Annotated in this window: 27 protein-coding genes; 15 read left to right on the plus strand and 12 right to left on the minus strand. The window is 69.7% G+C overall.

Annotation, left to right across the window (positions count from 1 at the left end; all coding sequences use genetic code 11):
• Positions 1-39: 39 nt before the first annotated feature.
• Together AC0IYU_RS13985 and AC0IYU_RS13990 are read left to right on the plus strand one after the other, a co-directional pair.
• A complete protein-coding gene (locus AC0IYU_RS13985; protein ID WP_472117719.1) occupies positions 40-921 on the plus strand; it encodes a universal stress protein in 882 nt (293 codons plus the stop codon).
• Between the two features lie 8 nt (positions 922-929).
• Positions 930-1,571, plus strand: coding sequence for an N-acetyltransferase (locus AC0IYU_RS13990; RefSeq protein WP_472117722.1), 642 nt, complete (start codon positions 930-932; stop codon positions 1,569-1,571).
• Between the two features lie 4 nt (positions 1,572-1,575).
• Here AC0IYU_RS13990 and AC0IYU_RS13995 read toward each other — a convergent pair whose 3' ends face one another.
• Entirely contained in the window at positions 1,576-2,541 is a 966-nt protein-coding gene (locus tag AC0IYU_RS13995) for a LysR family transcriptional regulator (RefSeq protein WP_472117725.1), read from the minus strand.
• 95 nt (positions 2,542-2,636) lie between these two features.
• Between AC0IYU_RS13995 and AC0IYU_RS14000 the strand changes: the two genes are divergently transcribed.
• From AC0IYU_RS14000 to AC0IYU_RS14010, 3 genes are read left to right on the plus strand one after another with little or no spacing between them, the layout of a single operon-like run.
• Positions 2,637-3,737, plus strand: coding sequence for an adenosine deaminase family protein (locus AC0IYU_RS14000; RefSeq protein ID WP_435483283.1), 1,101 nt, complete (start codon positions 2,637-2,639; stop codon positions 3,735-3,737).
• An 8-nt stretch (positions 3,738-3,745) separates the two neighbouring features.
• A complete protein-coding gene (locus AC0IYU_RS14005) occupies positions 3,746-4,732 on the plus strand; it encodes a Bug family tripartite tricarboxylate transporter substrate binding protein (RefSeq protein ID WP_472117728.1) in 987 nt (328 codons plus the stop codon).
• A complete protein-coding gene (locus tag AC0IYU_RS14010) occupies positions 4,729-5,817 on the plus strand; it encodes a nucleoside hydrolase (RefSeq protein WP_472117731.1) in 1,089 nt (362 codons plus the stop codon). Before AC0IYU_RS14005 ends, AC0IYU_RS14010 begins: the two co-directional genes overlap by 4 nt.
• 33 nt (positions 5,818-5,850) lie before the next feature.
• On the opposite strand, the gene AC0IYU_RS14015 is transcribed toward AC0IYU_RS14010, so the two are convergent.
• Entirely contained in the window at positions 5,851-6,306 is a 456-nt protein-coding gene (locus AC0IYU_RS14015) for a CBS domain-containing protein (protein WP_435435493.1), read from the minus strand.
• A gap of 175 nt (positions 6,307-6,481) precedes the next feature.
• Here AC0IYU_RS14015 and AC0IYU_RS14020 point away from each other — a divergent pair, with 175 nt between their 5' ends.
• Positions 6,482-7,792, plus strand: a complete 1,311-nt coding sequence (locus tag AC0IYU_RS14020) for an O-acetylhomoserine aminocarboxypropyltransferase (RefSeq protein ID WP_435435492.1) — start codon at positions 6,482-6,484, stop codon at positions 7,790-7,792.
• A 1-nt stretch (position 7,793) separates the two neighbouring features.
• Positions 7,794-8,600, plus strand: a complete 807-nt coding sequence (locus tag AC0IYU_RS14025; RefSeq protein WP_472117734.1) for an alpha/beta fold hydrolase — start codon at positions 7,794-7,796, stop codon at positions 8,598-8,600.
• A 4-nt stretch (positions 8,601-8,604) separates the two neighbouring features.
• Here AC0IYU_RS14025 and AC0IYU_RS14030 read toward each other — a convergent pair whose 3' ends face one another.
• The 3 genes from AC0IYU_RS14030 to AC0IYU_RS14040 form a co-directional block, all read right to left on the minus strand.
• Positions 8,605-9,624 (minus strand): Bug family tripartite tricarboxylate transporter substrate binding protein, encoded by a 1,020-nt coding sequence (locus AC0IYU_RS14030; protein WP_472117737.1) that lies wholly within the window; start codon positions 9,622-9,624, stop codon positions 8,605-8,607.
• Between the two features lie 123 nt (positions 9,625-9,747).
• Entirely contained in the window at positions 9,748-10,737 is a 990-nt protein-coding gene (locus AC0IYU_RS14035) for a Bug family tripartite tricarboxylate transporter substrate binding protein (RefSeq protein WP_472117740.1), read from the minus strand.
• A gap of 18 nt (positions 10,738-10,755) precedes the next feature.
• Positions 10,756-12,189, minus strand: coding sequence for a M20 family metallopeptidase (locus tag AC0IYU_RS14040; protein ID WP_472117742.1), 1,434 nt, complete (start codon positions 12,187-12,189; stop codon positions 10,756-10,758).
• A 126-nt stretch (positions 12,190-12,315) separates the two neighbouring features.
• On the opposite strand from AC0IYU_RS14040, the gene AC0IYU_RS14045 reads away from it, so the two are divergent.
• On the plus strand, positions 12,316-13,254 hold the full coding sequence (locus tag AC0IYU_RS14045; protein WP_472117745.1) for a LysR family transcriptional regulator: 939 nt from the start codon (positions 12,316-12,318) through the stop codon (positions 13,252-13,254).
• 18 nt (positions 13,255-13,272) lie between these two features.
• On the opposite strand, the gene AC0IYU_RS14050 is transcribed toward AC0IYU_RS14045, so the two are convergent.
• Both AC0IYU_RS14050 and AC0IYU_RS14055 read right to left on the minus strand, forming a co-directional pair.
• On the minus strand, positions 13,273-13,935 hold the full coding sequence (locus AC0IYU_RS14050) for an NAD-dependent epimerase/dehydratase family protein (protein ID WP_472117748.1): 663 nt from the start codon (positions 13,933-13,935) through the stop codon (positions 13,273-13,275).
• 33 nt (positions 13,936-13,968) lie between these two features.
• Complete coding sequence (locus tag AC0IYU_RS14055) at positions 13,969-14,379, minus strand: thioredoxin family protein (protein ID WP_472117751.1); 411 nt, start codon at positions 14,377-14,379, stop codon at positions 13,969-13,971.
• 113 nt (positions 14,380-14,492) lie between these two features.
• Here AC0IYU_RS14055 and AC0IYU_RS14060 point away from each other — a divergent pair, with 113 nt between their 5' ends.
• Positions 14,493-14,831 carry an Mpo1-like protein gene (locus AC0IYU_RS14060; RefSeq protein ID WP_435435484.1) on the plus strand — a complete coding sequence of 113 codons (339 nt, stop codon included), beginning with the start codon at positions 14,493-14,495 and terminating at the stop codon, positions 14,829-14,831.
• A gap of 6 nt (positions 14,832-14,837) precedes the next feature.
• Here the strand turns inward: AC0IYU_RS14060 and AC0IYU_RS14065 are convergent, their stop codons facing one another.
• On the minus strand, positions 14,838-16,049 hold the full coding sequence (locus AC0IYU_RS14065) for a YihY family inner membrane protein (protein WP_435483272.1): 1,212 nt from the start codon (positions 16,047-16,049) through the stop codon (positions 14,838-14,840).
• A 66-nt stretch (positions 16,050-16,115) separates the two neighbouring features.
• Here AC0IYU_RS14065 and AC0IYU_RS14070 point away from each other — a divergent pair, with 66 nt between their 5' ends.
• On the plus strand, positions 16,116-16,532 hold the full coding sequence (locus AC0IYU_RS14070; RefSeq protein WP_435435482.1) for a DUF2069 domain-containing protein: 417 nt from the start codon (positions 16,116-16,118) through the stop codon (positions 16,530-16,532).
• Positions 16,529-17,953, plus strand: a complete 1,425-nt coding sequence (locus AC0IYU_RS14075; protein ID WP_472117754.1) for an FAD-binding oxidoreductase — start codon at positions 16,529-16,531, stop codon at positions 17,951-17,953. Before AC0IYU_RS14070 ends, AC0IYU_RS14075 begins: the two co-directional genes overlap by 4 nt.
• A 140-nt stretch (positions 17,954-18,093) precedes the next feature.
• Here the strand turns inward: AC0IYU_RS14075 and AC0IYU_RS14080 are convergent, their stop codons facing one another.
• Genes AC0IYU_RS14080 through nthA form a run of 3 tightly spaced genes read right to left on the minus strand, consistent with a single transcriptional unit; the run spans position 18,094 to position 19,750 of the window.
• Positions 18,094-18,462: a nitrile hydratase accessory protein gene (locus AC0IYU_RS14080; protein WP_472117757.1), complete on the minus strand. Its 369-nt coding sequence runs from the start codon at positions 18,460-18,462 to the stop codon at positions 18,094-18,096.
• Positions 18,459-19,124, minus strand: a complete 666-nt coding sequence (gene nthB, locus AC0IYU_RS14085; protein ID WP_472117760.1) for a nitrile hydratase subunit beta — start codon at positions 19,122-19,124, stop codon at positions 18,459-18,461. Before nthB ends, AC0IYU_RS14080 begins: the two co-directional genes overlap by 4 nt.
• Entirely contained in the window at positions 19,121-19,750 is a 630-nt protein-coding gene (nthA, locus tag AC0IYU_RS14090) for a nitrile hydratase subunit alpha (RefSeq protein WP_435483267.1), read from the minus strand. The genes nthB and nthA overlap by 4 nt, the downstream gene beginning before the upstream one ends.
• 36 nt (positions 19,751-19,786) lie before the next feature.
• Here nthA and AC0IYU_RS14095 point away from each other — a divergent pair, with 36 nt between their 5' ends.
• The 4 genes from AC0IYU_RS14095 (at position 19,787) to AC0IYU_RS14110 (ending at position 22,647) form a co-directional block, all read left to right on the plus strand.
• Positions 19,787-20,626, plus strand: coding sequence for a thymidylate synthase (locus tag AC0IYU_RS14095; RefSeq protein WP_472117763.1), 840 nt, complete (start codon positions 19,787-19,789; stop codon positions 20,624-20,626).
• A gap of 13 nt (positions 20,627-20,639) precedes the next feature.
• Entirely contained in the window at positions 20,640-21,161 is a 522-nt protein-coding gene (locus tag AC0IYU_RS14100; protein ID WP_472117767.1) for a dihydrofolate reductase, read from the plus strand.
• Positions 21,158-22,303, plus strand: a complete 1,146-nt coding sequence (locus tag AC0IYU_RS14105; RefSeq protein WP_472117770.1) for a phosphatidate phosphatase App1 family protein — start codon at positions 21,158-21,160, stop codon at positions 22,301-22,303. The genes AC0IYU_RS14100 and AC0IYU_RS14105 overlap by 4 nt, the downstream gene beginning before the upstream one ends.
• Before the next feature lie 104 nt (positions 22,304-22,407).
• A complete protein-coding gene (locus AC0IYU_RS14110; protein ID WP_472117773.1) occupies positions 22,408-22,647 on the plus strand; it encodes a hypothetical protein in 240 nt (79 codons plus the stop codon).
• 150 nt (positions 22,648-22,797) lie between these two features.
• Here the strand turns inward: AC0IYU_RS14110 and AC0IYU_RS14115 are convergent, their stop codons facing one another.
• On the minus strand, positions 22,798-25,977 hold the full coding sequence (locus tag AC0IYU_RS14115; protein WP_472117775.1) for an EAL domain-containing protein: 3,180 nt from the start codon (positions 25,975-25,977) through the stop codon (positions 22,798-22,800).
• Positions 25,978-26,132: the final 155 nt, after the last annotated feature.

The raw sequence follows: 26,132 nt of genomic DNA on the forward strand, positions 1-26,132 counted from the left end.
CGTGGCCGCGGCCGGCCTCGTCATGCGGAAAGAACACTGATGAACATCCAATCCATCCTGGCAGTGACGGACCTGTCGGCCCACGGCCTGCGCACGGTCGTGCGCGCGGCCTCCATCGCGGCGGCGCATGGCGCGCTGCTGAAGATCATGTACGCGCCCGCGGCGTTCTGCGGACCGGCCCAGGCCGACGCGGCGCAAGACCTGGGCGCGGTCTGCCTGGAAGTCGCCGAGCGCTTCGCCGTCCTGGTGAAGAAAGTCGACGACGCGAGCGGCCGCCTGGACAGCGCTGCACGCGAAGCGCGGTGGTGCGACCTCGTGGTGATCGGCGACGAGCCCGACCGCTCGGTCGCGGCCTTCTTCCACGGCCAGCCCGCGGAGCAGTTGCTGCGCGCCGCGCAACGCCCCGTGCTGGTGACGCGGCTCGACCCGCGCGCAGGCGGCTACGGCCGCATCCTCGTCGCCGTCGACCTCATGGACGAATCGCGGCCGCTGGTCGACCTGGCCTGCGCCTTCGACAGCGCCGCCGAGATCGAGCTGTTCCACGCCTTCACCGCCATGCACGAGGGCAAGCTGCGCTACGCGGACGTGTCGGCGCACGTCATCGACGCCTACCGCCATGCCTGCGCGCGCCATGCGCGCGAGCGGATGCTGTGGCTGTCCGACGCGTCGAGCGCGCGCCGCAACCGCGTGGTGTCGTCGATCGGGCGGGGCGACCCCGCGCGGCAGGCGGCGGTGCAGCAGCAGTACACGAACGCCGACCTGCTGGTGGTCGGCAAGCGCAGGCGCAGCGCGGCGATGGACTTCCTGTTCGGCAGCGTGGCGCTGCGCGTGCTGAGGTGGTCCACGGGCGACGTGCTCGTGGTGCCGCACGGTGCGCTGGCCCAATGGCAGGGGCGCCACGCGACGGCGCCGGCACAGTGAGGCACGGCATGGCACCCGCACCCGCACCGGCCCTGCCCTTCCTTTTTCCGATGCTGCCGGCCTGGCTGCGCAGGCCGGCCGAACTGCGCGTCGACGTCGATGCCCGCCAGGCAAGGCCCGCCGACGCGCTCGGCCCGCTCCACGAGCGCATGCGCGCGCTGGGCGACCGGCTGCAGGACATGCCGCACCTCGCGCTCGACGACCCCGCCCTGCGCGCCCGCTTTCGCGAGGCCGACGGCGAGTTGTACGTCTACATCGAAGACGTGCGCCACGAACGCCTGGTCGGCTACACGGTGTTCAACCGGCTGATCGAGCTGGACCGCAGGGCCGACCGCCACATCCGCGCGCCGCATTCGCAGTACGACCCCGCGTACCAGCGGCGCGGGCTGGCGTCGTCCGTCTACCGCTGGGCGCTGGACCAGGGCATTTGCCTGATGAGCGGCGCGCGGCAGTCGCCAGGCGCCCATGCGCTGTGGCAAAGCCTGTCGCGCCACTACGAAGCGGGCTTTGCCGATCTGCGCCGAAAGCAGCTGAGCTATCTTGGCCGCGAGATCCCGGCCTCCACGCTGGCCGAACTGCACACGCGCATGTTCCTGCTCGGCGACGGCTGGACGCTGGCGCGCTTCAGGCGCGACGCGCAGATGACCTGACGGCCTAGCGCCGCGCCCGCGTGCCCTTGGTCATGCGGCGCAAGCTCAGCTCTCCGGCCTGCGGCAGCCGCTCGCGCAGGAACGCGATCAGCTCCTGCGCCACCACGTTGCGCATCGGCCCCGGCAGGTAGGCCAGCACCACGCGGCGCTCGACGCGCGGCTTCAGCAGCGGCACCACCGCCAGCTCGGGGTCGCGCAGCGAAGAGGTGTACAGGCGCGGCATCAGGCCCAGCGCCTGGCCGCTGCGCACCAGCGCGTAGAGCGTTTCGGAATAGCTCACGCGGTACGGCTCCGCGCCCTGTGCGAACTGCGCGCGCGCCGGATTGCCCAGCGCCGGCATGCTGCCGCTTTCGAACAGCACCAGCCGCTCCTTGCCAATGGCCTCCCAGTTCGCGTCGCCGGCCGCCGCCAGTGCGTGGTCGCGCCGCACCACCAGCACCAGCGGGTCGCGGAACAGGTCGATGCAGGTCAGTCCACCCGGCGGCTCGGTGATGGCGGCCACCGCCATGTCGATCTGGCCGCTGCGCAGTTCGGCCAGCAGCGTGTTCGACGGGGCGTCGCGCCAGGCCAGCTCCACCTCGCGTTGGCCGCTCTTGAGAAACTCGCCGGCCGCGGCCGTCACGCGCGCGCTGGCAGAGGGAATCACGCCGATGCGCACGAACGCCCGGCCCCGCTGCACCGTGCTCTCGATGTCGCGCAGCGCCACCTCGAAGGTGTTGACCAGGAAGTCGGTGCGCGCCAGCACCTCGGCGCCCACGGGCGTGAGTTCCAGGCGGTGGGTGGAGCGCGTGAGCAGCTCGGCGCCGAGCAGCTTTTCCATCTGCTTGATGGCGTTGCTCAGCGCGGGTTGCGTGATGGCCAGCCGCCTGGCCGCGCGGCCGAACTGGCCTTCTTCCACCAGGACCGAGAAGAACTGCAGCTGGCGCAGGGTGAGTGCACGCAGGGGCAACGGCAAGGGCAAGGCGGCCATGGGCACTCCCGGTTGCTTCGGTTATTGATTCAGTGAATCAAATTATAGAAATTCAAAATTTTCTTTATGAGGCCGCCGTTACTAGACTGGCCCGCATGACCAGCCCCACGCCTGCACTTTTCACGCTGGAACCGTTCCTGCGCGCGATCCCGAAGGTCGAGCTTCACTGCCACCTGTTCGGCACGGTGCGCCACGAGACCTTCAAGCAGCTCAACCTGCGCGCCGGCGCGCCGCTCGCGGCCGACGAGATCGAGGGCTTCTACACGCGCGGCGAGAAGCCGGTCGGCGTGCTGCGCGTGCTGCGCGCGCTCGACGCCCAGCTGGTGCGCAGCGCCGGCGACCTGTACCAGCTCACGCTCGAGTACCTGCAGGACGCGGCCTCGCACAACGTGCGCTACGCCGAGTTCTTCTGGAACCCGACCGGCACGGTGCACGGCTCGGGCATTCCCTACGCCATGGCGCAGGGCGCGATCGTGCGCGCGATCCAGGACGCGCAGCAGGAGTTCGGCATTGCCGGGCGCCTTATCGCCGCCATCGACCGCGAAGCCAGCCCCGAGGCGGCCGTGGAGATGGTGGAGTGGGTCAAGGCGCACCGCTGCGACGAGGTGATCGGCATCGGCATCGACTACCGCGAGGTCGACCGGCCGCCCGAGCTGTTCACGCAGGCCTACGCCGCGGCCCGCAAGGCCGGCCTGAAGACCACCGCGCATGCGGGCGAGTTCGGCATGCCCTGGACCAACGTGCGCACCGCGCTCGACGTGCTGCAGGTCGACCGCATCGACCACGGCTACACGGTGGTCGACCAACCCGACTTCGCGCGCCAGTGCGCCGAGCGCGGCGTGCTCTTCACCGTGGTGCCCACCAACTCTTATTACCTGCGCACGCTGCCGCCCGAGCGCTGGGCGCTGGACCATCCGATCCGCCGCATGCCCGGCCTGGGCCTGCGCATCCACCCCAACACCGACGACCCGACGCTGCACAAGGTGACGCCCACGCAGGCCTGGCTGATGATGGTGCGCGACTTCGGCTTCGGCCTGGACGACCTGCGCGGCTTCATGCACAACGGCCTGGACGGCGCATGGATCGACGACACGCAACGCCGCGAATGGCGCACGCAGTGGGGCGAGGCCTTCGATTCGCTGCGCGCGCGCCTGGACACCGAACCCGTTCCTTCTGCCCCTCCCACCCTCGGATGACTCCCGCCATGAACACCCCTCGACGCCTGCTCCTTGCCGCCGCGCTCTGCGCTTCGCTTCCCGCCGCGGCCTTCGCGCAGGCGTGGCCCGCCGCCAAGCCCATCACGCTGATCGTTCCCTACACGGCAGGCGGCAGCGTGGACGTCAACGCCCGCCTGGTGGCGCAGCGGCTCGGCGAGCGGCTCAAGCAGTCGGTGGTGATCGAGAACGTGAGCGGCGCGGGCGGCGCCATCGGCGTGGCCAAGGCGGTGAACGCATCGCCCGACGGCTACACGCTGGTGGTCGGGCCCGACAGCGCCATCGCCATCGGCAAGCTGGTCAACCCGACGGCCTTCCGCTTCGACCCGCTCAAAGACCTGGCGCCGGTCGGCCTGCTCAACACCGCGCCGATGGTGCTGGTGGCGCGCCCCGGCCTGGAGGCGCAGACCTTCACCGACTTCGTGAAGCTCGCGAAGGCCAAGCCCGGCAAGTACAACTACGCCACCTCCGGCGTGGGCACGGTGCTGCAACTGGCCATGGAACTGCTCAAGGAGCGCAGCGGCATCTTCGTGACGCACGTGCCCTACCGCGGCGGCGCGCAGATCGCCACCGACGTGATCGGCGACCAGGTCGACCTGGCGATGCTGGTGAGCACCAGCGCCATTCCGCACGTGAACGGCAAGCGCCTGAAGGCGCTGGGCATCACCAGCAGCAAGCGGCTGGCCGCGTTGCCCAACGTGTCCACCTTCGACGAGATGCCCGGCCTGAAGGGCTTCGACATGGTGAGCTGGACGGGCATCTTCGCGCCCGCGAAGACGCCGCCGTCCGTGGTGGCGCAGATCAACCAGGAGCTGAACGCGGTGCTGCAGGAGGAAGCCGTGCGCTCCAAGCTGATGGAACAAGGCGCGCTGCCGGGCAGCGGCACGCCGGAATCGTTCGGCAAGTTCGTGCAGGCCGAGTACGCCCGCAACCAGAAGATCGTTCAGACCGCCAACATCAAGGATGTGAGCGCTTGACGAAGACGATGTTGTCCCGCCGCGCCCTGCTGGCGGCGTCCAGCGCCAGCCTGGGCGGCCTGGCCTTCGCACAGAGCCCCGGCACGGCCGCGCTGGCGCAGGCCCTCGCCGGCACGCCGGCCACGCAGCTGCCGCCGGTGCAAGGCAAGCGCCAGGTCATCATCGACACCGACCCGGGGCAGGACGACGCCATTGCGCTGCTGATGGCCATGGCGGCGACCGACCGGCTCGGCATCCTGGCGCTGACCGTGGGCGTGGGCAACCTGCCGCTCACGGTGACCGAGAAGAACGCGCGCATCGTGCGCGACTGGGCCGGCCGGCCCGACATTCCGGTGTACGCCGGCTACCCGCGCCCGCTGGTGCGCGAACCCATCTTCGCGGACGACGTGCACGGCAAGACCGGCATGGAAGGCCCCGCGCTGCACGAGCCGCGCGCGTCGCTGATGCCCACGCACGCGGTTCAATACCTGATCGAGACGCTGCGCGGCGCGGCGCCCAGGAGCATCACGCTCGTGGGCCTGGGCCCGCTCACCAACTTCGCGGCCGCGCTCAACGCGGCGCCGGACATCAAGCCGGCCATCGCGGAGATCGTGGTGATGGACGGCGCATGGGGCGTGGGCGGCAACATCACGCCGGCCGCCACCTTCAACGTGTATGCCGACCCCGAGGCTGCGGCTGTCGTGTTCCGCAGCGGCGTGCCGGTGACGGCCATGTCGCACGACGCGGCGCGCCGCGTGCTGCTGACGCCGGAGCGCATCGTGCCTTTTCGCACCATGGGCAACAACGCCGGCAAGGTGGTGGCCGACATCTTCGACTCGATGATGGCGTACGGCCTGCGCCGCCGGGGCGTGGCGGTCGGGCCGATCTACGACCCCTGCGTGATCGCCTATCTGCTCGCGCCCGAGCTGTTCAAGGGCGCGAAGGTGAGCGTGGATGTGGAGACCAAGGGGGAGTTCACCACCGGTGCGACGGTGGTCGACTTTCGCGGCTACAACCGCCGCACGCCCAACACGCTGTGGATCAGCGAGGCCGACACCGAGGGCTTCCATTCGCTGCTGCGCGCGCAGATCGCGCGGCTGCCCTGAGCCGGCTGACCGGCCTGGACAGGCTGGAAGGCCTCAGCCGGTCTTGCTCTCGTCTTCCGCCGGCCAGTCGCGGATGTAGGCCTTGAGCATCTTGTTCTCGAAGTTCTGGCTGTCCACCACGGCCTTGGCCACGTCGTAGAAGCTGATCACGCCCATCAGCATGCGCTTGTCCATCACGGGCATGTAGCGCGCGTGGCGCTCCAGCATGATGCGGCGGATTTCGTCGAGGTCGGTTTCCAGCGTGCAGGTGACCGGGGCGTCGTCCATGGCCTTGCGCACGAGCGTGGTGCCGACCTGGCCGCCGTTGTTGACGATGGCGACGATCACCTCCCGGAAGGTGAGCATGCCGACCAGGTCGCCATGCTCCATGACCACCAGCGAACCGATGTCCTTTTCCGCCATGGTGGTGGCGGCTTCTGCCAGCTTGTCGTCTGGTGTGATGGTGAAGAGCGTATTGCCCTTCACGCGAAGGATGTCGCTGACTTTCATCGTGTGCTCCTCTCGGGACTCAATCTCGGCTATCTCTGGGGCTGGGTCGGCGGCGTGCCGTTTTTGAATATAGCCCACAATCGGCGCCGACCTGCACGCCCCTGTCGCGCACGCATGAATTGCAGACGTAACGGGGCTTTGCCAAGCGACCCCAGAGACAACAGAAAGGCCCTGCATGCCCGGATATTCCGACCCCGGTTTCGACACCCTCGCGCTGCACGCCGGCGCCTCGCCCGACCCCGCCACCGGCGCGCGGGCGGTGCCGATCCACCTGACCACCTCCTTCGTCTTCGAGTCCAGCGACCACGCCGCCGCGCTGTTCAACCTGGAACGCGCGGGCCACGTGTACTCGCGCATCAGCAACCCGACCAACGCGGTGCTGGAACAGCGCGTGGCGGCGCTCGAAGGCGGCATCGGCGCCATCGCCACGGCCAGCGGCCAGGCCGCGCTGCACCTGTCGGTGGCCACGCTGATGGGCGCGGGCTCGCACATCGTCGCCAGCACGGCGCTGTACGGCGGCTCGCAGAACCTGTTGCACTACACGATGCGCCGCTTCGGTATCGAGACGACCTTCGTGAAGCCGGGCGACCTGGACGGCTGGCGCGCGGCGGTACGCCCCGAGACCAAGCTGTTCTTCGGCGAGACCGTGGGCAACCCCGGCCTCGATGTGCTCGACATTCCCGCGGTGAGCGACATCGCGCACGAAGCCGGCGTGCCGCTGCTGGTCGACTCCACCCTGACCTCGCCCTACCTGATCAAGCCCTTCGACTGGGGCGCCGACCTGGTCTACCACTCGGCGACCAAGTTCCTGTCGGGCCACGGCACAGTGATCGGCGGCGTGGTGGTCGACGGCGGCAGCTTCGACTGGGAAAAGTCGGGCAAATTCGCCGAACTCACGCAGGCCTACGACGGCTTCCACAACATGGTGTTCAGCGAGGAAAGCACAGTCGGCGCCTTCCTGCTGCGCGCGCGCCGCGAGGGCCTGCGCGACTTCGGCGCCTCGATGAGCCCGCACACGGCCTGGCTGATCCTGCAGGGCATCGAGACGCTGCCGCTGCGCATGGAGCGCCACATCGACAACACGCAGAAGGTGGTCGAGTTCCTGTCCACCCACCCGTTCGTGTCGCGCGTGGGCCACCCGCTGATCGAATCGCATCCGAGCCATGCGCTCGCGCAGAAGCTGCTGCGCCACGGCGCGCGCGGTGCGGGCGCGGTGTTCAGCTTCGACATCAAGGGCAGCCGCGCGCAGGGCAAGGCCTTCATCGAGGCGCTCAAGCTGTTCAGCCACCTGGCCAACGTGGGCGACTGCCGCAGCCTGGTGATCCACCCGGCCAGCACCACGCACTTCCGCATGACCGACGAAGCGCTCGCAGGCGCGGGCATCTCGCAGGGCACCATTCGCCTGTCGATCGGGCTGGAAGACCCGGCCGACCTGATCGACGACCTGAAGCGTGCGCTCAAGGCGGCGGAAAAGGCGGGGGCCTGACATGAACTACACCGTCAACGGCCACACCACCTACTGCTACACCGGCGGCAAGCCCCTCGATGCGGCCAAGCCCACGGCAGTGTTCATCCACGGCGTGCTCAACGACCACAGCGTGTGGATCCTGCAGAGCCGCTGGTTCGCCAACCATGGCTGGAACGTGCTCGCGGTCGACCTGCCCGGCCACTGCAAGAGCGAAGGCCCGCCGCCCGCCAGCGTGGAAGACGCGGCGCAGTTCGTCATTGCGCTGCTCGGCGCCGCCGGTGTCGACAAGGCCGCGCTCATCGGCCACAGCTTCGGTTCGCTCATTGCGCTGGAAACCGCCGCGCGCGCGCCCGGGCGCATCACGCACCTGGCAATGGTCGGCACCGCCTACCCCATGGCCGTGTCGCCCGCGCTGCTCGAGGGTGCGCTCAACGATCCGCAGCGCGCCATTGCCATGGTCAACACCTTCTCGCACTCGATGATGGCGCCGCCGCCCTCCTCGCTCGGCCCTGGCACCTGGCTGCACGGCAGCTCGCGCGCGCTGATGCGCCGCGTGCTCGCGAGCAACCGCGACGCCAACGTGTTCCACATCGGCTTCAAGGCCTGCAACGACTACGCCAACGGCGAAGCCGCCATCGAAAAAGTGCAGTGCCCGGTGCTGTTCCTGCTCGGCGACGCCGACCAGATGACACCGCCGCGCGCCACCCGGCTGCTGGTCGGCAAGGCCCGCAACGCCAAGGTGGTGACGGTGGCTGCCGGCCACGCGCTGATGAGCGAGGCCCCCGACGCGGTGCTGTTCGCGCTGCGCGACTTCGTCGCCGCGTGAGCGTTCAGTCCACCGAGATGCCCGCGCGCGCCGCCTGGATGCGGTAGCGCGCTATCTCGGTTTCCGCCTCGTTGCGGAAGGCCGCCGCGTCGAGCGCCACCGGCTCCATGCCTTGGGCGCGCAGCGCCGCCTGCACGGCGGGGTCTGCCATCGCGGCCATTACCGCGCGCGACAGTGTCTCCAGCACCGGCGCGGGCGTTCGGCCCGGGGCGGCCAGGCCGAACCAGGCCTCGAAGGTCGCGTCGCGCAGGCCCTGCTCCGCCAGCGTGGGCACCTCGGGCAACGCCGCGGATCGGCCGGCGCCCAGGACCGCGATGGCGCGCAGCCTGCCCGCGCTCGCCTGCGGCGCCAGCGCGCCGGGCACCTCGATGCCCAGCGCCACATCGCCGCTGTTCAGCGCCACCAGCAGCTGGCCGGAGCTGCGGTACGGAATGGGCTGCAGCTGGACGCCCGCGGCCAGCGCGAACATCTCGCCCGCCAGGTGCGGGCTCGAGCCCGGGCCGAAGGTGCCGTAGCGGATGCGCCCGGGGCTGGCCTTCGCGGCCGCGATCACCTCGCGCAGCGAACGCCACGTCGTGCCCTGGCCCACCACCATGACCAGCGATGTGCGCGCCACGATGGCAATGGGCGCCAGGTCGCGCGCCGGGTCGTAGGGCAGCGTCTTGCGCAACGCCGGATTCACGGTGAAGCTGGTGGAGGCCGACAGCAGCAGCGTGTAGCCGTCCGGCGCGGCACGCACCACCTGCTGGGTGCCAAGGACCGTCGCGGCGCCCGGCCTGTTGTCCACGACGACAGGCTGGCCGAGCCGTTGCGACAGGCTCTGCCCCAGCACCCGGGCCACCATGTCGCTGCCCCCGCCCGGCGCAAAGGGCACGACCACGCGAATGGGGCGTTGCGGCCAGGCCGCAGGCGGGGCCGGTGCGGGTGTCTGTGCGTGAACGGCCGATGCCGCCGACAGGCACAGCAGCAGGGCGGGCAGGAGGACGCGGCGGATGCGAGGCACGCAGGAAGCAATGTGTGTCATCAGGTCGGCATCGGGCCGCGGCATTCAGCCGCGGGCATTGCCGATGCGGCAACGAACGACGTTCGAGTTTGCCCGATGCGTCCCGCCTTCACCGCCGCAGGGCCTGCGGTTCGCGCGCCCGCCCTACTCGGCGGCAATGCCCGCGCGGTGCGCCAGCGCGCGGTAACGGGAGATCTCGCCCTCCATCTGCGTGCGGAAGGCGGCCGCGCCGATGGCCACCGGCTCCATGCCCTGCGCGCGCAGCTGCGCCTGCAGCGCGGGGTTGCCCATGGTCGCGGTGACTGCGCGGGTGAGTTTGTCGATCACCGGGGCGGGGGTGCGCGCCGGCGCGGCAAAGCCGTACCAGGCGTCGAAGGTGGCGTCGGGCAGGCCCTGCTCGGCCAGCGTGCGCACCTCGGGCAGCATGCTGGAGCGCGTGGCGCCCACGATGCCCAGCGCGCGCAGCTTGCCCGAACGCACATGCGGCGCCACGGAAGCCACGGTGTCGATGCCCACCTCGATCTCGCCGCCGATCACGGCCATCGAGCTCTGGCTGCTGCCCTTGTACGGAATGTCCTGCAGCTGGATGCCGGCGGCCAGCGCCAGCAGCTCGCCCGCCAGGTGCGGGCCCGAGCCCGAACCGAAGGTGGCGTAGCGGATGCTCCGGGGCTTGGCCTTGGCCGCGGCGACGAGCTCGGCCACCGAATGCCACGGCGTGCCCTTGCCCACCACCAGCACCAGCGGCGTGCGCGCCACGATGGCAATGGGCGCCAGGTCGCGCACCGGGTCGTAGGGCAGCCTGGCGCGCAAGGCCGGGTTCACGCTGTAGCTGGTCGAGCCGGAGAGCAGCAGCGTGTAGCCGTCAGGCGCGGCCTTGGCGACCGCGTCGGTGCCGATGATGGTGGCGGCGCCGGGCTTGTTGTCGACCACGATGGGTTGGCCCAGGCGCTCCGACAGGGTCTGCCCCATGGCCCGCGCCACGATGTCGGTGCCGCCGCCGGGCGGAAACGGCACGACGAGCTTGATGGCGCGCTCGGGCCAGGCATCTTGCGCGAACGCGGGGGCGTGCGCGCCCAGGACGGTGCAGGCGCCGAGCAGCAGGCCGAAGGTGCGGCGGGAGACAAAAGAGTTCATGGCGTGTGCGTGTGCGAGTCAGGAGGTTGAAGAAGCGGCAGCGGCGGTCGGGATTCGCCCGGCGGCCCATGGCGCCAGGCCGGGCTCGCCCAGGTCCCAGTACAGGCCCGCCATGATCCGCAGGCCCTCGCGCGCCAGCGGCGCGAGCAGGTGCTCGTTGGGCGCGTGCTGCGCGCAGGCGGGGTACGAATGCGGCACCCACAGCGTGGGCAGGCCCAGCAGGTCGGCGAACACGTTGTTGGGCAGCGAGCCCGCAAGGTTGGGCAGCAGGTCCAGGCGCTGGCCGCTGCTCTGCTCGATGGACTGGCGCGCCCAGCCGACCCACGGGTTCTGCACATCGAGCCGCGTGGCCGCGCCGGTCAGCGTGACAGCCACCTCGACCTGCCCGAAGCCGTGCGCATCGAGGTGCGCGCGCACGATCTGCTGCAGGTCTTGCCAGGGCGTGCCGACCACGAAGCGCAGCTGGCAATGCGCCACGGCCTCCGACGGAATGGCGTTGACCGGCCGCGCGGCCGAGCCGGCGCCGAGTGCCAGCACCTCGATGGTGTTCCACGCCACCAGCCGTTCGGCCGGGCTCAGGCCGGGTTCGCCCCAGCCCGCGTCGACCGCGGGGTCGTCCGCGCCGCCGCCGATGGCGATGTCGGCCAGCGCGTCGCGCACGGCCTGCGTGACCGGCGGCGGGCGCAGGGCCTCGACCAGGATGCGGCCGCGCGCATCCACCAGCGAGGCCACCGCATGGCTGATCACCGTGCCCGGGTTGACCAGCACGCCGCCCCAGTTGCCCGAGTGGTAGGCGCGCGGCCGGGCGCGCAGCCGCAGGCTGAAGTTGACCGCGCCGCGCGAGCCCAGAAACAGCGTGGGCCGTTCGGCGCTCACGCGCGGGCCGTCGCTGGCGATGAACAGGTCGGCGCGCAGCTTGTCGCGCTCCTGCGCGCACACCGCGTGCAGGCCGGGCGAGGCGGCCTCCTCGCCCATCTCGACGAGCCAGGTCATGTTGTAGCCCAGGCGTCCGCCGCGCGCCTCGATGGCAGCGGCCAGCCCGCCCAGGTTGATGCTGTGCTGGCCCTTGTTGTCGGCCGTGCCGCGCCCGTACCAGCGCTCGCCGCGCACCGTGAGCGCCCAGGGGGCGAGGCCTTCTTCCCACTGCGCGTCCTGCCCGCTCACGACGTCGCCGTGGCCGTAGGTCATCACCGTGGGCAGGGCCGGGTCTTCGATGCGGCGCGCGATCAGGAAGGGGCCGCCGCCGGGCACCGGGTTGGCCACCACCTCGCAGGCGAAGCCGAGCGCCGCGAGCGGCGGCATCAGCTCCTCGCGCAGGTAGGCCTCCAGCGCGGGCGTGGCGGCGCCGGTGTCGCTTTCGGTGCGAAAGGCGACGCGGCGCTGGAGGTCGGCGAAGAAGCCGCCGCCGTCGAAATAGGCGGTGGCAGCGGCCAGGCTGTGGGTGCGTTGCATGAAGGGTGTCCTTGTCTGTCCATCGGGTGGAGCAAGTACAAGGCCTGAAGGCCGATGCTTCCAGCATCGTTTTGGCAAGCTACCATTGCCTTCAAGGCAACACCTGGCCGCGCGCATGACCTTCCCATGACTCTCCCGCTTCTGAGCATCCCGATGCGCCACTTCCTCGAAGTGGCGCGCAGCGGTTCGGTCAACCAGGCCGCGGCGCGGCTGTTCGTGGCCTCGTCCGCGGTGAGCCGGCAGATCGCCAAGCTCGAAGACAGCCTGGGCACGCCGCTGTTCGAGCGGCATGCGCGCGGCATGGCGCTCACGGCCGCGGGCGAGCGGCTGGCGGCGCACTTGCGCAACGCGCAGCTCGACATCGAGCAGGTCGTCGAGCAGGTGCGCGACCTCGGCGGGCAAGGCGCGCGGCGCATCCGCATGGCCTGCACGGAAGGCTTCGCGGGGCACTTCATGCCGCTGGTGATGCGCAGCTTCGAAGAGGCGCACCCGGGCTGCCAGCTCGAGCTGCACGTGGGCTCGCCCGACGGCGTGAGCGCCTTGCTGGCGCGCGGCGAGACCGACATCGCGCTGAAGTACGTGGTGGCGCCGGAGCCCGGCCTGGCTGTTGCGCACACGGCCACCGCGCCGGTGTATGCCGTGCTGCGGCCCGACCATCCGCTGGCGCGCCAGCGCGTGGTGTCGGTGGCCGATGCGGTGCGCTACCCGCTGGCCGTGGGCGACAAGGGCGTCACCGCGCGCCAGCTGTTCGACCAGGCCTGCAGCCTGCAGGGGCTGCGGTACCACGCGATCTTCGTGAGCAACTTCTCGTCGGTGCTGTTGCCGCTGCTGCGCACGCCCGACGTGATGCTGTCGGGCCACCTCACGGTGATGCACCTGATCGACGCGGGCACGGTGGTGGCGCGGCCCTTCGCCGAGGCGCCGCTGCAGCAGCGCCAGTTGCAGGTGCTGGCGCTCGAAGGCCGCACGCTGCCGCCGCTGGCGCAAGCGTTCGTGAAGCACCTGGTGGGCGCCATCGCCAGCGCGGGACGGCGCAAGCTGGGGCGGGCGCGCGCCGGCGCCTGAAAGCAGGCGCGAAGAAGCTCAGCCCAGCGCGTTGATGTCCGCCGGGTCGAGCACCTTCCTGGGCGCCCCGTTGCGCGCCACGGCCAGCATGGCGCGCCCGACCTTCTCGGTGGTCGTCACCTGGTTCGGCCAGAGCCGGTAGGCCAGGCTCAGCAGCGGCGAGACCACCACGTAGATGCCGTCGTACAGCGGCGTCTTGGAGCGCACGCCGTGCAGCGGCTGGATGACGCCGGGGCGGAACATGTACGCCGCCTTGAACGGCAGGCGCAGCAAGGCGTTTTCGGTCGCGCCTTTCACGCGTGCCCACATGCTGCTGCCGCGCTCGCTGCTGTCGGTGCCGGCGCCCGTCACGTACGTGAAGGTCATGCCCGGGTTGAGCCGCGCGAGCACGGTGGCGGCGGCCAGCGTCAGGTCGTAGCTGATGCGCTTGTACTCGGGCTCCTTCATGCCGACCGAGGACACGCCCAGGCAGAAGAAGCAGGCGTCGAAGCCCTGCAGCTGCGACTGGACGGCGCTGTAGTCGTACATGTCCTTGTGCACCAGGTCGCGCAGCTTGGGGTGCTGCTGCCCCGTGCCGTTGCGCCCGATGGCCACCACGCCTTGCACGTCGGGCGCCAGCAGGCACTCGCGCAGCACGCCCTGCCCCACCATGCCGGTGGCGCCAAAAATCAGGATCTTCATGAGGGGTCCGCCGGGAGAGGTGAAGGGAACGGGTCAGACCGTGAAGACGGCCGGCTTCTTGTTCAGCACCGCCAGCAGCAGGTCGACGTCGAGGCTCGAAGGCTTGGGCGGCTGCAGCGCCGACAGCATGCGCGAGAGCGTTTCCGCGTGCGGCAGCAGCGGGCCGAGAAAGCGCGTGCCGTCCGCACCGGCGACCAGCAGGGTCGGGAAGGTCTCGACGTCGAAGGCGTCGGCAATGTCGGCGTGGTCCTCGATGTCGACCCAGGCGAAGCGCAACTGCGGATGCGCGCGCGCCACCTGTTCGAGCAGCGGCCGGTAGTCTCGGCAGGTGCCGCACCATTCGGCGCACAGGCAAACGACCCACAGCGCATCGCTGGCCGGCTCGGGGGATGCCAGCGCGTTCGGGGTGCTCGGGGTGCTCGGCGTGTTTGGAAGAGCGCTCAAGGTCGATGCGTCCAGGGAGTGATGGAAGGGCCGGATGGTGCCGGCGCAAGGTCGTGGCTATTATGGACAAGGCACCCTCTGCCGGGGGTTCCAGGTCACAGGAGACTCGCCCGATGAACACCACGACCGCCCCCGAATCTGCAGTCGATCCGCGCCGTTTCAAGCGCTTTGCGGAGTTCTATCCGTTCTACCTGACCGAGCACGCCAACCGCACCTGCAGGCGGCTGCACTTCGCGGGCTCGACGATTTCGCTGCTGTGCCTGCTGGCGCTGGTGGTCACGCGCAACCCGTGGTGGCTGCTGGCCGGGTTGGTGGCGGGCTACGGCTTTGCCTGGGTCGGGCACTTCGGGTTCGAGAAGAACCGGCCGGCGTCCTTCAAGCGGCCGCTGTACAGCTTCATGGGCGACTGGGCGATGTACCGCGACATCTGGCTGGGCCGCGTGAAGATCTGATTGCTACTAAATTAATAGCACATCACCCAGTCGCAGCGTGCGTAACGGGCCTTTTTGCCACAGGTCTTCGAGCGGTTCGGCGCGCGGCATCATCAGTTCCCTGAGCAGCGGCTCGATGGGGGTGGACGGGTCGGCCAGCAGCACGTAGCGCGGGTCCCGGCCCTCGGACTCCTCGGCCAGCGGCGCGATCCAGTCGAGCGCCACCAGCGTCTCGAGCACCGGCGCCAGCTGCAGCGCGTCGACCCGCATGTGCGCCACCAGCTCCGCCGCGCCCATGCCCTTGGACGGCGTGGCCCGCGCGCGCGCCAGGTGCTGCAGCGACTCCATCGCCAGTTGCAGCGGCCAGCCCGCCGTGCCGCCGCGGCGCGCCACGCCCGTCAGCAGGCTCGGCAGGTAGGCGGCGATGACCGCGCCCAGCAGCACGATCACCCAGGCCACGTAGATCCACACCAGAAGAATCGGAAAGGTGGCGAAGGCGCCGTACACCACCGAATAGGTCGGCACCAGGCTCAGGTAGTACCCCAGCACGCGCTTGGCGATCTCGATGGCCGCGGCCACGAAGATGCCGCCCGCCCAGGCGTGCGACCAGCGCACGTGGGTGTTGGGCACGTAGTGGTACAGCGCGGCCATGCCCGCGCCCAGCAGCAGGAACTCGAGGCTGTCGAAGGCCAGCTTGACCATGGCGCCGCCCACCACGTCGCGCGAGGCCGCGAACACGTACGAGGTGGTCGACAGGCTCACCGCCAGGATCAGCGGGCCCAGCGTGATGGTGGCCCAGTAGATGAGCACCCGCTGCGCCAACGGCCGCGACGTGCGCACGCGCCAGATGTTGTTGAGCGTCTTGTCGATCGTGAGGATCAGCGCAATGGCCGTGATCAGCAGCACGATCAGGCCCGCGATGCCCAGCCCGCTGGCCTTGCTCGCGAACTGGTTCAGGTAGCCGAGCACCTGGCGCGAGATGTTCTCGGGAATCAGGCTCTCGACCAGCCAGCGCTGCAGCCGGCCCTGCATCTTGGCGAACATCGGGAACACGGTGAACAGCGCCAGCGCCACCGTGAAGAACGGCACCATCGCGATGGTGGTGGTGAAGGTCAGGCTGCTGGCCGTGAGGCCGAGCTTGTCTTCGCGAAAACGCTCGCCCAGCACCGCCGCGGTGTTGCGCCAGGGAAAGCGAGAAAGATCCCTCCAGAGTTGCCGACGATTCATGGCGGCTATCATGCCATCCGCTCTTTTCCATCGCGTCCGCCACCGACCGCGCGCCCTCTTCTTTCCTGCCGCTCCGACGTGTCCGCACCAACGCTTCCACCCTCCTCCGTTCGCGCGACCCGCTGGGCCGCCGTGGGCAGCCTCGTCGGCCTCATCGTGCTGGGCCTGGCCTGGGAGCTGTGGCTGGCGCCGTTGCGCCCGGGCGGCTCGCTGCTGGCGCTGAAGGTGCTGCCGCTCGTCATTCCGCTGGCGGGGCTGTGGAAGAACCGCATGTACACCTACCGCTGGGTCAGCCTGATGGTCTGGCTCTATTTCACCGAGGGCGTGGTGCGCGCCTGGAGCGACACCAGCGGCGTGAGCCAGGTGCTCGCGCTGGTCGAGGTGCTGCTGTGCCTCGTGCTGTTCGCGGCCTGCGCCTGGCACGTGCGGCTGCGACTGCGCCACGCCAAGACTGCTGCTGCCGCTGACCGCCCCCTGGAGGCCTCCGCCCAATGACCACTGCATCCCTGATCGATCAACTGCGCGCCATCGTCGGCGCCGCGAACGTGCTCCACGAGGGCGACCTCACCGCCTACGAGCAGGACTGGCGCAAGCGCGCGCGCGGCAAGTCGCTGGCCGTGGTCCGGCCCGGCACCGCGCAACAGGTGGCCGACGTGGTGAAGGCCTGCGCCGCAGCCGGCACCGCCGTCATTCCGCAGGGCGGCAACACCGGCCTGGCGGTCGGCTCCATTCCCGACGAGAGCGGCACGCAGGTGGTGCTGAGCCTGCAGCGAATGAACGCGGTCCGCACCATCGACGGCGCCAACCTCACCATGACGGTGGAGGCCGGCTGCATCCTGCAGACGCTGCAGGAAACGGCCGAGAAAGCCGGCTTCCTGTTCCCGCTGAGCCTGGCGGCCGAAGGCAGCTGCACCATCGGCGGCAACCTTGCGACCAACGCGGGCGGCACGCAGGTGGTGCGCTACGGCAACACGCGCGACCTGTGCCTGGGCCTGGAAGTGGTCACGCCGCAGGGCGAGATATGGGAAGGCACCAGCGGCCTGCGCAAGGACAACACCGGCTACGACCTGCGCGACCTCATCGTGGGCAGCGAAGGCACGCTGGGCATCATCACCGCCGCGACCATGAAGCTCTACCCGCTGCCGGCCGCGCAGCTCACCGCCTGGGCCGCCGTGCCCTCGCTCGACCACGCGGTCACGCTGCTGGGCCTGGCGCACAAGCACCTGGGCTCGGGCCTCACGGGTTTCGAGGTGATGGGCAAGTTCGCGCTGAGCCTGGTCGACAAGCACATGCCGCAGCTGCGCGTGCCCTTCATCAAGGACGAGGCCGTGCCCTACTGCGTGCTGCTGGAAAACTCCGACAGCGAGTCCGAGGACCACGCCCGCGCGCGCTTCGAGGCGCTGCTGGAAACCGCCTTCGAAGACGGCTGCGTGACCGACGCGGTGGTGGCCGAGAACCTCACGCAGGCGCACCAGCTGTGGCACATCCGCGAGAGCATTCCGCTGGCGCAGGCAGAGGAAGGCCTGAACATCAAGCACGACATCTCCATTCCGGTGTCGCGCATCCCGGCATTCGTGGCGGAGACCGACGCGCTGCTGCAGCGCGAGATCGCCGGTGTGCGGCTGGTGAACTTCGGCCACCTGGGCGACGGCAACCTGCACTACAACGTGCAGGCGCCGGAGAACATCGACACCAAGGCCTTCCTGAAGAACGAGGAAGAGCGCATCAACACGCTGGTGTACGACGCGGTCGAGAAGTTCGGCGGCTCGTTCTCGGCCGAGCACGGCGTGGGTTCGCTCAAGGTCGACAAGCTGGAAAAGCACAAGTCGCCGGTGGCGCTGGAAATGATGCGGGCCATCAAGCGCGGACTGGACCCGAAGAACACGCTGAACCCGGGCCGCGTGATCCGCGTCTAGGTTCTGCTGCATTGCTCCCTCCCCTTCCGGGGGAGGGCTGGGGTGGGGGCACGCGGCGTATCCATTGCCCCTGGCCCATCCACCGCCGCTTGCCCCCATCCCAACCTTCCCCCGGAAGGGGAAGGAGCAAGACAAGACCCTCAGCCGGGAAAGTCTTCGCCCCGCAACTCGATCGGCTGCCCATGCGGGGTGCGATCCGCGGCATGGTCCCAGGCATGACGGTAGCGGGCCAGTTCGTCGCCGGAGCTCGCGCCCTTGCGCGCCACCAGCGTCTCGAGCGCCGCCAGCCAATGCCGGTAGTAGGTGTCGCCCGTGTCCGGATCGCCCGCGGCCTGCGCGGCGGCAATCTGCGCGGCCAGCGTCTCGGCCCACTCGGACCAGGTGAACAGCCCGCGTTCATGCAGCGCCAGCGTCATCGCGAAGGCCTGCGCTTCCCACGGCGCGCCGAAGACAGGCCCGTCGGCATCGCGCGGCATGCCGGGCGACAGGGGCAGGCGGTCGCCGTTCATGCGACGGCCTCCAGGTAGCTTTCCCACGCATCGACCGACACCGAGAGGTTCTGGCGCGGCGCCGCGTCGCCCCAGAGCTCGGCCTCGGCGAACTCCACCGTGTAGAGCCACTGCGGCTGCTCGCCGAGCCCCTGTGCATTCGCGTCGGCGAACACGTGGGCGCCGTGCACATGCGCGATGGTGCCGCGCTTGCCCTGCACATAGGCGGGCAGCCGCGTGTGATGGTCGACCTTGCCGAGGTGCGTGCGCACCGCCTGCCCGACGGCGAAGCGTGCAGGACCCGGCTCGGGGCGCTGCGTCGGTGAGCCCTTCGCCAGCACGAGCGGCACGTTGGCCGCCTGCAGCACGCGTGCGACAGGTGCGGGCGCATGGCGCATCTCGCCGCTGGCGATCTCGTCCGCGAAGACCTGCCCGCGCTGCAGCATCAGTTGCTCGAGCGCGTAGAGCCAGATCTGGTAGTAGCTCAGGTCGCGGTAGCCAGGCAGTGTCTCGCGCACCGCGCGGCTCGCATCGATGTTCCATGAACCGGTCGCACCCATGGCCAGCACGAGCGCCAGTGCGCGCGGCTCCCAGTCCGCATGGAACAGGTCGCCTTCGGCCTCCGGCACCACCTTGCCGAAACCGGGCTGGCCGCCCAGATCGGCCTTGGTGTCGTAGCTCATGCAGGGCTCCCCTCTTTCGCGGGCGCCTGCGCCAGCCGCGTGCCGATCATCGAATCGCGCGAGACCAGCGCCGCAAGCGCTTCTTCGTCCAGGCCCTCGCTGCCGGCGGGCCGCTGTGGAATCACGAGGTAGCGCACCTCCGCGGTCGAGTCCCACACGCGGATGCGCGTGGCCTCGGGCAGCGTCACGCCGAAGTCGGCGAGCACGCCACGCGGGTCCTTCACCACGCGCGAGCGGTACGGCGCGCTCTTGTACCAGGTGGGCGGCAGGCCCAGCACCGGCCAGGGGTAGCAGCTGCACAGGGTGCATACGACCATGTGGTGCAACGCGTCGGTGTTCTCCACCGCCACCATGTGTTCGCCCTGCCGGCCCGTGTAGCCGAGCGAGGCGATGGCCGCGGTGGCATCGGCCAGCAGCCATGTGCGAAACGCCGGGTCGACCCAGGCCCGCGCCACCACGCGCGCGCCGTTGCGCGGGCCGATGCGGGTCTGGTAGGTGTCGATCAGCGCGTCCAGCGCGGCGGGGTCGATGTAGCCCTTCTGCGTGAGCACGCTCTCGAGCGCGCGCACGCGCAGGTCCATGTCGCCGAGTTCGCTGTGTTCGTGGGAGTGGTCATGACCGGTCATCGGCCAATGCTAGCGCCGCCCCGTAAAATTCCCAACATGACCTCGCCCACCCGCCCCGTTCGCTCCCAGTACGAAGATTTCATGCGCCACGTCGACACCCACGGCGTGTTCAAGAGCGACCGCACCGGCACCGGCACCAAGAGCGTGTTCGGCCACCAGATGCGCTTCGACCTGAACGAAGGCTTCCCGCTGGTCACCACGAAGAAGGTGCACCTGAAGTCCATCATCCAGGAACTGCTGTGGTTCCTGACCGGCTCGAGCAACAACAACTGGCTGAAGGAACGTGGCGTCAGCATCTGGGACGAGTGGGCGCGCGAAGACGGCGACCTGGGCCCCGTGTACGGTGTGCAGTGGCGCAGCTGGCCCACGCCCGACGGCGGTCACATCGACCAGATCTCCGACGTCATCAAGACGCTGAAGAGCAACCCCGATTCGCGCCGCATCATCGTGAGCGCATGGAACGTGGCCGAGCTGTCGAAGATGGCGCTCATGCCCTGCCACGCCTTCTTCCAGTTCTACGTGGCGCCGCCGCAGGCCGAGGGCGAGCGCGGCAAGCTCAGCTGCCAGCTCTACCAGCGCAGCGCCGACATCTTCCTGGGCGTGCCCTTCAACATCGCGAGCTACGCGCTGCTCACGCACATGGTGGCCCAGCAGTGCGACCTGGACGTGGGCGACTTCATCTGGACCGGCGGCGACTGCCACATCTACAGCAACCACGCCGAGCAAGTGGCGCTGCAACTGAGCCGCACGCCCTACCCGTACCCCACGCTGAACATCAAGCGCAAGCCGGACTCGATCTTCGACTACCAGTACGAAGACTTCGAGGTGCTCGACTACCAGCACGGCGACCCGATCAAGGCGCCCGTGGCGGTATGAGCGGGGTGACTGCATGAGCACGCCCCGCATCAACCTCATCTTCGCCCGCGCCGCCAACGGCGTGATCGGCGCGAACAACACCATTCCCTGGCACCTGCCCGAGGACATGGCGCACTTCAAGCAGCAGACAGCCGGCGCGCCGGTGGTCATGGGCCGCAAGACCTGGGACTCGCTGCCGCCGCGCTTTCGCCCTCTGCCGGGCCGGCAGAACATCGTGGTCACGCGCCAGGCCGACTGGCAGGCCGACGGCGCGCAGCGCGTGGGCAGCCTGCAGGAGGCCTTCGCGCTGTGCGAGCAGCAACAGCCCGCGGACGTGTGGGTGATCGGCGGCGCGCAGATCTACGCCGAGGCCGAGCCCCTCGCGCAACGCGCGGTCGTGACCGAACTTGCGCGCGACTACGAAGGCGATGCCCACGCGCCCACGCTCGACGCCACCGTGTGGCGCGAAACGCAGCGCGCCTCGCATATCTCGGCGAAGGAAGGCCTCGGCTTCAGTTTCGTCACGTACGAGCGGGCCGCCTCCCCCGGCCGATGAGCGACGACGGCCCTGTCCACACGCCCGCCCCGACCCTGCGTCGCAGGTCGGTGGTGATGGGCGCGGCGCTGCTTGCGGGCCTTGCGCCGCTGCGGTCCGCGCAGGCAGCGCCCGAGCCTCTGGAGCCCGACGAAGAGGCGCTCTTCATGACCGGCACGGCGCGCCCCACCGCCGACGGCCGGCTCGAGGTCGACATCCACGGCTGGATCTTCGAGCGCGAGCACCGCTGGGGCCTGAACACCGCGCTCGCGCGCTATCTGGATCTGAACCTCAAGAAGCTCTCGCCCGCCGCGCGGCTGCGCTTCAACCAGCGCACCGCGCTGTTCCATGCGGAGTCGGAAGAAGACAAGGTCATCGACATCGAATTCGACGGCAGCCCGACGCGCGTGACGATGCCGCCTTCGGGCAAGGACGGGCGCTGCAACCTGCGCGTGGTGATCGACATGCCGCGTGCGTCGCTCCTGTCGCCATCGGCGTCCTCGCAGGAGTGGGTGCAGTTCCACGGCGTCACCGGCCCGGGCGAATTGCTGCACCGATTCCGGGGGCAGGCACTGATCGTGCCGGCGCAGGGCGTGTCGATCATCTCGGACATCGACGACACCATCAAGCGCACGCAGGTGCGCGACCGGCGCGAGATGCTGCTCAACACTTTCTCGCGCCGCTTCGAGCCTGCGCCGCGCATGGCGCAGTGGTACCGCGAGATCGCGAAGACGCCCGACACGCGCTTTCACTACCTGTCCGCCAGCCCGATCCAGCTGTACCCCGCGCTCGCCGACTTCATTCGCGGTGCCGACTTTCCCGCGGGCAGCATGCACCTGCGCGAGAGCACCACGTGGCGCACGCTGGTGCCCGGCGCCGAGGATTCGCGCGCGCACAAGCTCGGCGTGATCGAGCGGCTGCTGGCCGAGTTTCCGCAGCGCCGCTTCGTGCTGGTGGGCGACTCGGGCGAGGCCGATCCGGAGATCTACGCGCAAACGTTTCGCACGCACCCCGGACGCATCGACGCCGTCGTGATCCGCGACGTGACGGGCGAAGACCGCCTGTCGCAGCGCTACCTCGCGACCTTCGACGGCATCGACCCGGTGCACTGGCACATCGTGATGCCCGACACCACCGCGTGGCCTGCGCAGGGCCGAAACTAGGTCTTCGGTACACGCGCAAAGGCCTGCGCGCCGCAGGGGTTAGACAGGGCTAATTGTTTGTGCGCACAATGGCCGTCACGCCCTCAACCCCAAGGAGACGGCCCATGTCCATGGAATTTCTTCGGGTGCTCTCCGAGCAGAAATTGCCATACGTGATTCACACGCCCGCAGACATCGACAGGCTGCGCGTGCTGCGTGCGGCAGAGTTGGTGACAGCCTTCATTCCACCGTCGAACCGCGCACCCGGTGCACGCGCGATCCGTCAGCTGGCCCAGGTCGAATCGATCACGGTGAAGGGCCAGCTGGCCCTGAACAAGGCCACCTCGGCGTTCATCGAACTCTGAGCGAGGCTCTAACGGCCGGGCGCGTCCTCGGACGACGCCTTGCGCCAGCATCGCATCGGCCACGCGCCCGAAGCCGGCGATGTTCGCGCCGTCCACATCGCTCGACCGCGCCCCAAAAGAAAGCAGCCGGGCAGTCTTCCGGACAAGGCGTCAGATCGACGCCGCATCCATCCGGCTGTCGTGCTCGATCCAGGCCGCCAGCCTGGACGCGGGCATCGGCCTGGCGATGAGGTAACCCTGCAGTTCGTCGCATTGCGCCGCGCGCAAGGTGTCGGCCTCTTCGCGCCGCTCGACGCCTTCGGCCACCACGCGCAGCCCGAGCGTGTGCCCCAGCCCGATGATGGCCCGCGCAATGGCCATGTCGGTCGGATCGCCCAGCATCTTGTGGACGAAGGAACGGTCGATCTTCAGCTTGTCGATGGGAAAGCGGTTCAGGTAGTTCAGGCTCGAAAAGCCCGTGCCGAAATCGTCGATCGACAGCATCACGCCGAGCGCCTTCAGCGCGTGCAACTGCACCAGCGTCTGCTCGGCCGCGTCCATCAGCGTCGATTCGGTGAGCTCGAGCTCGATGTCGCCCGGCGGCACGGCGTTGAACGCGATCGCGTCGCGCAGCACATCGACCAGGCTGCCGTCGCGCAACTGCAGCGCCGACATGTTGATCGCCACCCGGATCGCGCCCAGCCCTTCGCGGCGCCAGGCGGCGTGCTGCGCGCAGGCCTGGGCGATGACCCACGCGCCGATGGCCACGATCTGGCCCGACTCCTCGGCGATCGGGATGAACTGCGCGGGGGGCACCTGCCCCAGCTCCGCGCTGTGCCAGCGCAGCAGCGCCTCCACGCAGATCAACTCGCCGTTGTGGGCGTCGATGCGCGGCTGGTAGTGCAGGCTGAGCTCGTGGCGCTCGATCGCGTGGCGCAGGCTGGACTCGAGCTGCAGGCGTTGCTGCGCGCGCTCGTTCATTTCGGGCGTGAAGAAACGCGCGGTGTCGCGCCCGCTCGCCTTGCTCTGGTACATGGCGACGTCGGCATGGCGCATGAGCGCGTCGATGTCCTGCGCATCGTCGGGGTAGACCGCAATGCCCACGCTGCACGAGACATGGATCTCGGCGCCGTCGATGTCGTGCGGCTGCCTGATCAGCGTGATCAGCCGTCGCTCGACCAGCGAAAGAATTTCCCCGGCGTCGGTCACGTTGTTGAGCACCACCACGAACTCGTCGCCGCCGAGCCGGCTCACCGTGTCGCCCGGCCGCACGGCCTGCGTCATGCGCCCTGCCACGGAGCGCAGCAGCGCGTCGCCGACGTGGTGGCCCAGCGAGTCGTTGATGTTCTTGAAGCGGTCGAGGTCGATGAACAGAACCCCCACGCGCTGCCCCTTGCGCTGCGCCTGCTGCAGCGCGAGCCCCAGCCGTTCGATGCACAGCGACCGGTTGGGCAGCTCGGTCAGCACGTCGTGATGCGCCAGGAAGCGGATGCGCGCCTCGCTGCGCTTGCGGTCGCTCACGTCGATGGACGTGAAGATGTAGTGCGAAATGCGCTCCGGCCCGTCGCGCACCACGCTCGCCACCAGCCACGCCGGGTAGCTGTCGCCGTTGCGCCGGCGAACGCTGACCTCGCCCTGCCAGGTGCCACGCTGGTCGAGCACCGGCCACAGTCCGGCGAAGTGCAGCGTGTCGTCGCTCATGAGCCGCTCGGGCGGCTCGCCCACGAGGTCGCCCAGGTCGTGGCCCGTGAGGCGGCACAGCGCGCGGTTCGCGGTGAGGATGCGGTGCTGTTCGTCGATGATCAGGATGCCTTCGGACGAGGCCTCGAACACCTTGGCCCAGAGCATGAGCCGCTGCTCCATCAGCTTCAGGTGGTTGATGGGCGTGAAGGCGGTCAGCAGCGCGTCCTGGCCCTGGTAGACCAGGCGCCGCGCCGACAGCACCGCCCACGACGGCTCGGCGCCGCCGAGCCAGCGCACCTCGAACTCGTCGACGGCGCCGCGGTCGGCCAGCTGCTGGAAGAAGCGCGAGCGCACGCCCGGCGCCACGCCCAGCGCCCACGGATCGCGCGTGCCGCCGCCGAGCCAGGCCTGCGCGCTGGGGTTGGCGTTGAGCACCTCGTGGTTCGGAATGGCCGTGACCATCAGCGGGATCGGAATGGCCGCGACCAGGTCGCGCTGCGCTTCGGCCGCGCGCGCGCTGGCTGCGAGTTCCTGCTGCGTCCGGCGCTCGCGGTCGAGCTGCGCCAGCATGTCGTTGAAGCCGAGCACCAGCACGCCGATTTCGTCGCCGCTGTCCCAGTGCGCGCGCAGGCTGTGGTCGCCGGTGCGGCGCACGGTGTCGACCACGCCAGACAACCGCCGCAGCGGCCGCGAGATCTGGCGCGCCACGTAGAACACCGCCGTGAGGATCATCAGCAGCAGGAAGAGCGCCGTGCCCAGGTGCAGCCACATGCGCGCGAAGAAACCCTGCTCGCGCGAGGTGAGCATCGCGTCGAGTTCGCCGATGGCACCGGACCACGCGCTGTCGAGTTCGCCGAACAACGCCTGCTGGGCCGCGTCGAAGGCCACGAGACCGCGGCGGCTGCCGCTGTTGTCGGTGCTGTCGCTGGACGCGAGCACGCTGCGCGAGGCGCCGCGGAAAGCTTCGATGCCTGCCAGCAGGCGGGCGCGCGAGGGGTCCAGCCGCGCCTGCAGCGGGCCCTTGGCGGCGGCGAAGGCCTCCGCGTAGTCGCTCTTGATGCTGGCCGCGATCGCGTCGATGCGCCCCTCCAGGATGAAGTACTGCGTGCGCGCCTCGGTCGTCGCGAGGCCGCTCGCACCGGGGGCGTGCAGCCGCGCGGCCATGTCGGAGCCCAGCTCGAGCAGCTCGGGGAAGCGCAGCAGCACCAGCGACATCGTGTAGTAGCTGTCGAGGTCGGGGTCGAGGATCAGGTTCGACTGGTTGCCGATGCGCGTGACCAGTGCGCGCCCGTGTTCGAGCGCGGTGCGCCTGGCCGCCTCGCGCCCGGGCGAAGCCGCCTGCACGGCCGCCGCCAGCGCGTCGCGGAACTGGCGGCTGACCTCCGCGCTCTGCATGCCGTCGCCGTACTGCTGCTCGAGCCGCTCCAGCACCTGCGGCGGCGCAGCGTCGGCGCCGTGCCATCCGGCGGTGGCCAGCAGCGTGGCGCGCATGCGGTCGATGTAGGCCGCGCCCGCCATCTCCTTGCGGCCGAAGTCGATCGCGATGAATTTCTCGCTGATGAGGATGCCGCTGATGAAGATGACCGCGCTCAGGTCCAGCAGGTAGATGACCAGCAACTTGCGGCCAACACTGAGGCGGCTCAGCCGACGGGTGACGAATTGCAACATATCCCTCCAGGATGGGTACATGCATGCAATCTTTAGGCCTCTTTCCGTACGGTCGTTCGGAATGCGCCGCAACCGGGACAACCCGGACCCGAGGCACGTTACCAAGCGTAGCAGCCGGCGGGTTTTCAACCCCGGGCTGCCGCCTTTGCTAAGCT

It is taken from the genome of Variovorax sp. AC103 (assembly GCF_979254005.1).

Coding starts and splice junctions, on each gene's coding strand:
- AC0IYU_RS13995 (WP_472117725.1), bottom strand. CDS start 2,541: ATGGCCGCCTTGCCCTTGCCGTTGCCCCTGCGTGCACTCACCCTGCGC.
- AC0IYU_RS14025 (WP_472117734.1), top strand. CDS start 7,794: ATGAACTACACCGTCAACGGCCACACCACCTACTGCTACACCGGCGGC.
- AC0IYU_RS14050 (WP_472117748.1), bottom strand. CDS start 13,935: ATGAAGATCCTGATTTTTGGCGCCACCGGCATGGTGGGGCAGGGCGTG.
- AC0IYU_RS14060 (WP_435435484.1), top strand. CDS start 14,493: ATGAACACCACGACCGCCCCCGAATCTGCAGTCGATCCGCGCCGTTTC.
- AC0IYU_RS14080 (WP_472117757.1), bottom strand. CDS start 18,462: ATGAACGGCGACCGCCTGCCCCTGTCGCCCGGCATGCCGCGCGATGCC.
- AC0IYU_RS14075 (WP_472117754.1), top strand. CDS start 16,529: ATGACCACTGCATCCCTGATCGATCAACTGCGCGCCATCGTCGGCGCC.
- AC0IYU_RS14000 (WP_435483283.1), top strand. CDS start 2,637: ATGACCAGCCCCACGCCTGCACTTTTCACGCTGGAACCGTTCCTGCGC.
- AC0IYU_RS14040 (WP_472117742.1), bottom strand. CDS start 12,189: ATGCAACGCACCCACAGCCTGGCCGCTGCCACCGCCTATTTCGACGGC.
- AC0IYU_RS13990 (WP_472117722.1), top strand. CDS start 930: ATGGCACCCGCACCCGCACCGGCCCTGCCCTTCCTTTTTCCGATGCTG.
- nthB (WP_472117760.1), bottom strand. CDS start 19,124: ATGAGCTACGACACCAAGGCCGATCTGGGCGGCCAGCCCGGTTTCGGC.
- AC0IYU_RS14005 (WP_472117728.1), top strand. CDS start 3,746: ATGAACACCCCTCGACGCCTGCTCCTTGCCGCCGCGCTCTGCGCTTCG.
- AC0IYU_RS14105 (WP_472117770.1), top strand. CDS start 21,158: ATGAGCGACGACGGCCCTGTCCACACGCCCGCCCCGACCCTGCGTCGC.
- nthA (WP_435483267.1), bottom strand. CDS start 19,750: ATGACCGGTCATGACCACTCCCACGAACACAGCGAACTCGGCGACATG.
- AC0IYU_RS14110 (WP_472117773.1), top strand. CDS start 22,408: ATGTCCATGGAATTTCTTCGGGTGCTCTCCGAGCAGAAATTGCCATAC.
- AC0IYU_RS14065 (WP_435483272.1), bottom strand. CDS start 16,049: ATGATAGCCGCCATGAATCGTCGGCAACTCTGGAGGGATCTTTCTCGC.
- AC0IYU_RS14045 (WP_472117745.1), top strand. CDS start 12,316: ATGACTCTCCCGCTTCTGAGCATCCCGATGCGCCACTTCCTCGAAGTG.
- AC0IYU_RS14095 (WP_472117763.1), top strand. CDS start 19,787: ATGACCTCGCCCACCCGCCCCGTTCGCTCCCAGTACGAAGATTTCATG.
- AC0IYU_RS14115 (WP_472117775.1), bottom strand. CDS start 25,977: ATGTTGCAATTCGTCACCCGTCGGCTGAGCCGCCTCAGTGTTGGCCGC.
- AC0IYU_RS14030 (WP_472117737.1), bottom strand. CDS start 9,624: ATGACACACATTGCTTCCTGCGTGCCTCGCATCCGCCGCGTCCTCCTG.
- AC0IYU_RS13985 (WP_472117719.1), top strand. CDS start 40: ATGAACATCCAATCCATCCTGGCAGTGACGGACCTGTCGGCCCACGGC.
- AC0IYU_RS14035 (WP_472117740.1), bottom strand. CDS start 10,737: ATGAACTCTTTTGTCTCCCGCCGCACCTTCGGCCTGCTGCTCGGCGCC.
- AC0IYU_RS14100 (WP_472117767.1), top strand. CDS start 20,640: ATGAGCACGCCCCGCATCAACCTCATCTTCGCCCGCGCCGCCAACGGC.
- AC0IYU_RS14015 (WP_435435493.1), bottom strand. CDS start 6,306: ATGAAAGTCAGCGACATCCTTCGCGTGAAGGGCAATACGCTCTTCACC.
- AC0IYU_RS14020 (WP_435435492.1), top strand. CDS start 6,482: ATGCCCGGATATTCCGACCCCGGTTTCGACACCCTCGCGCTGCACGCC.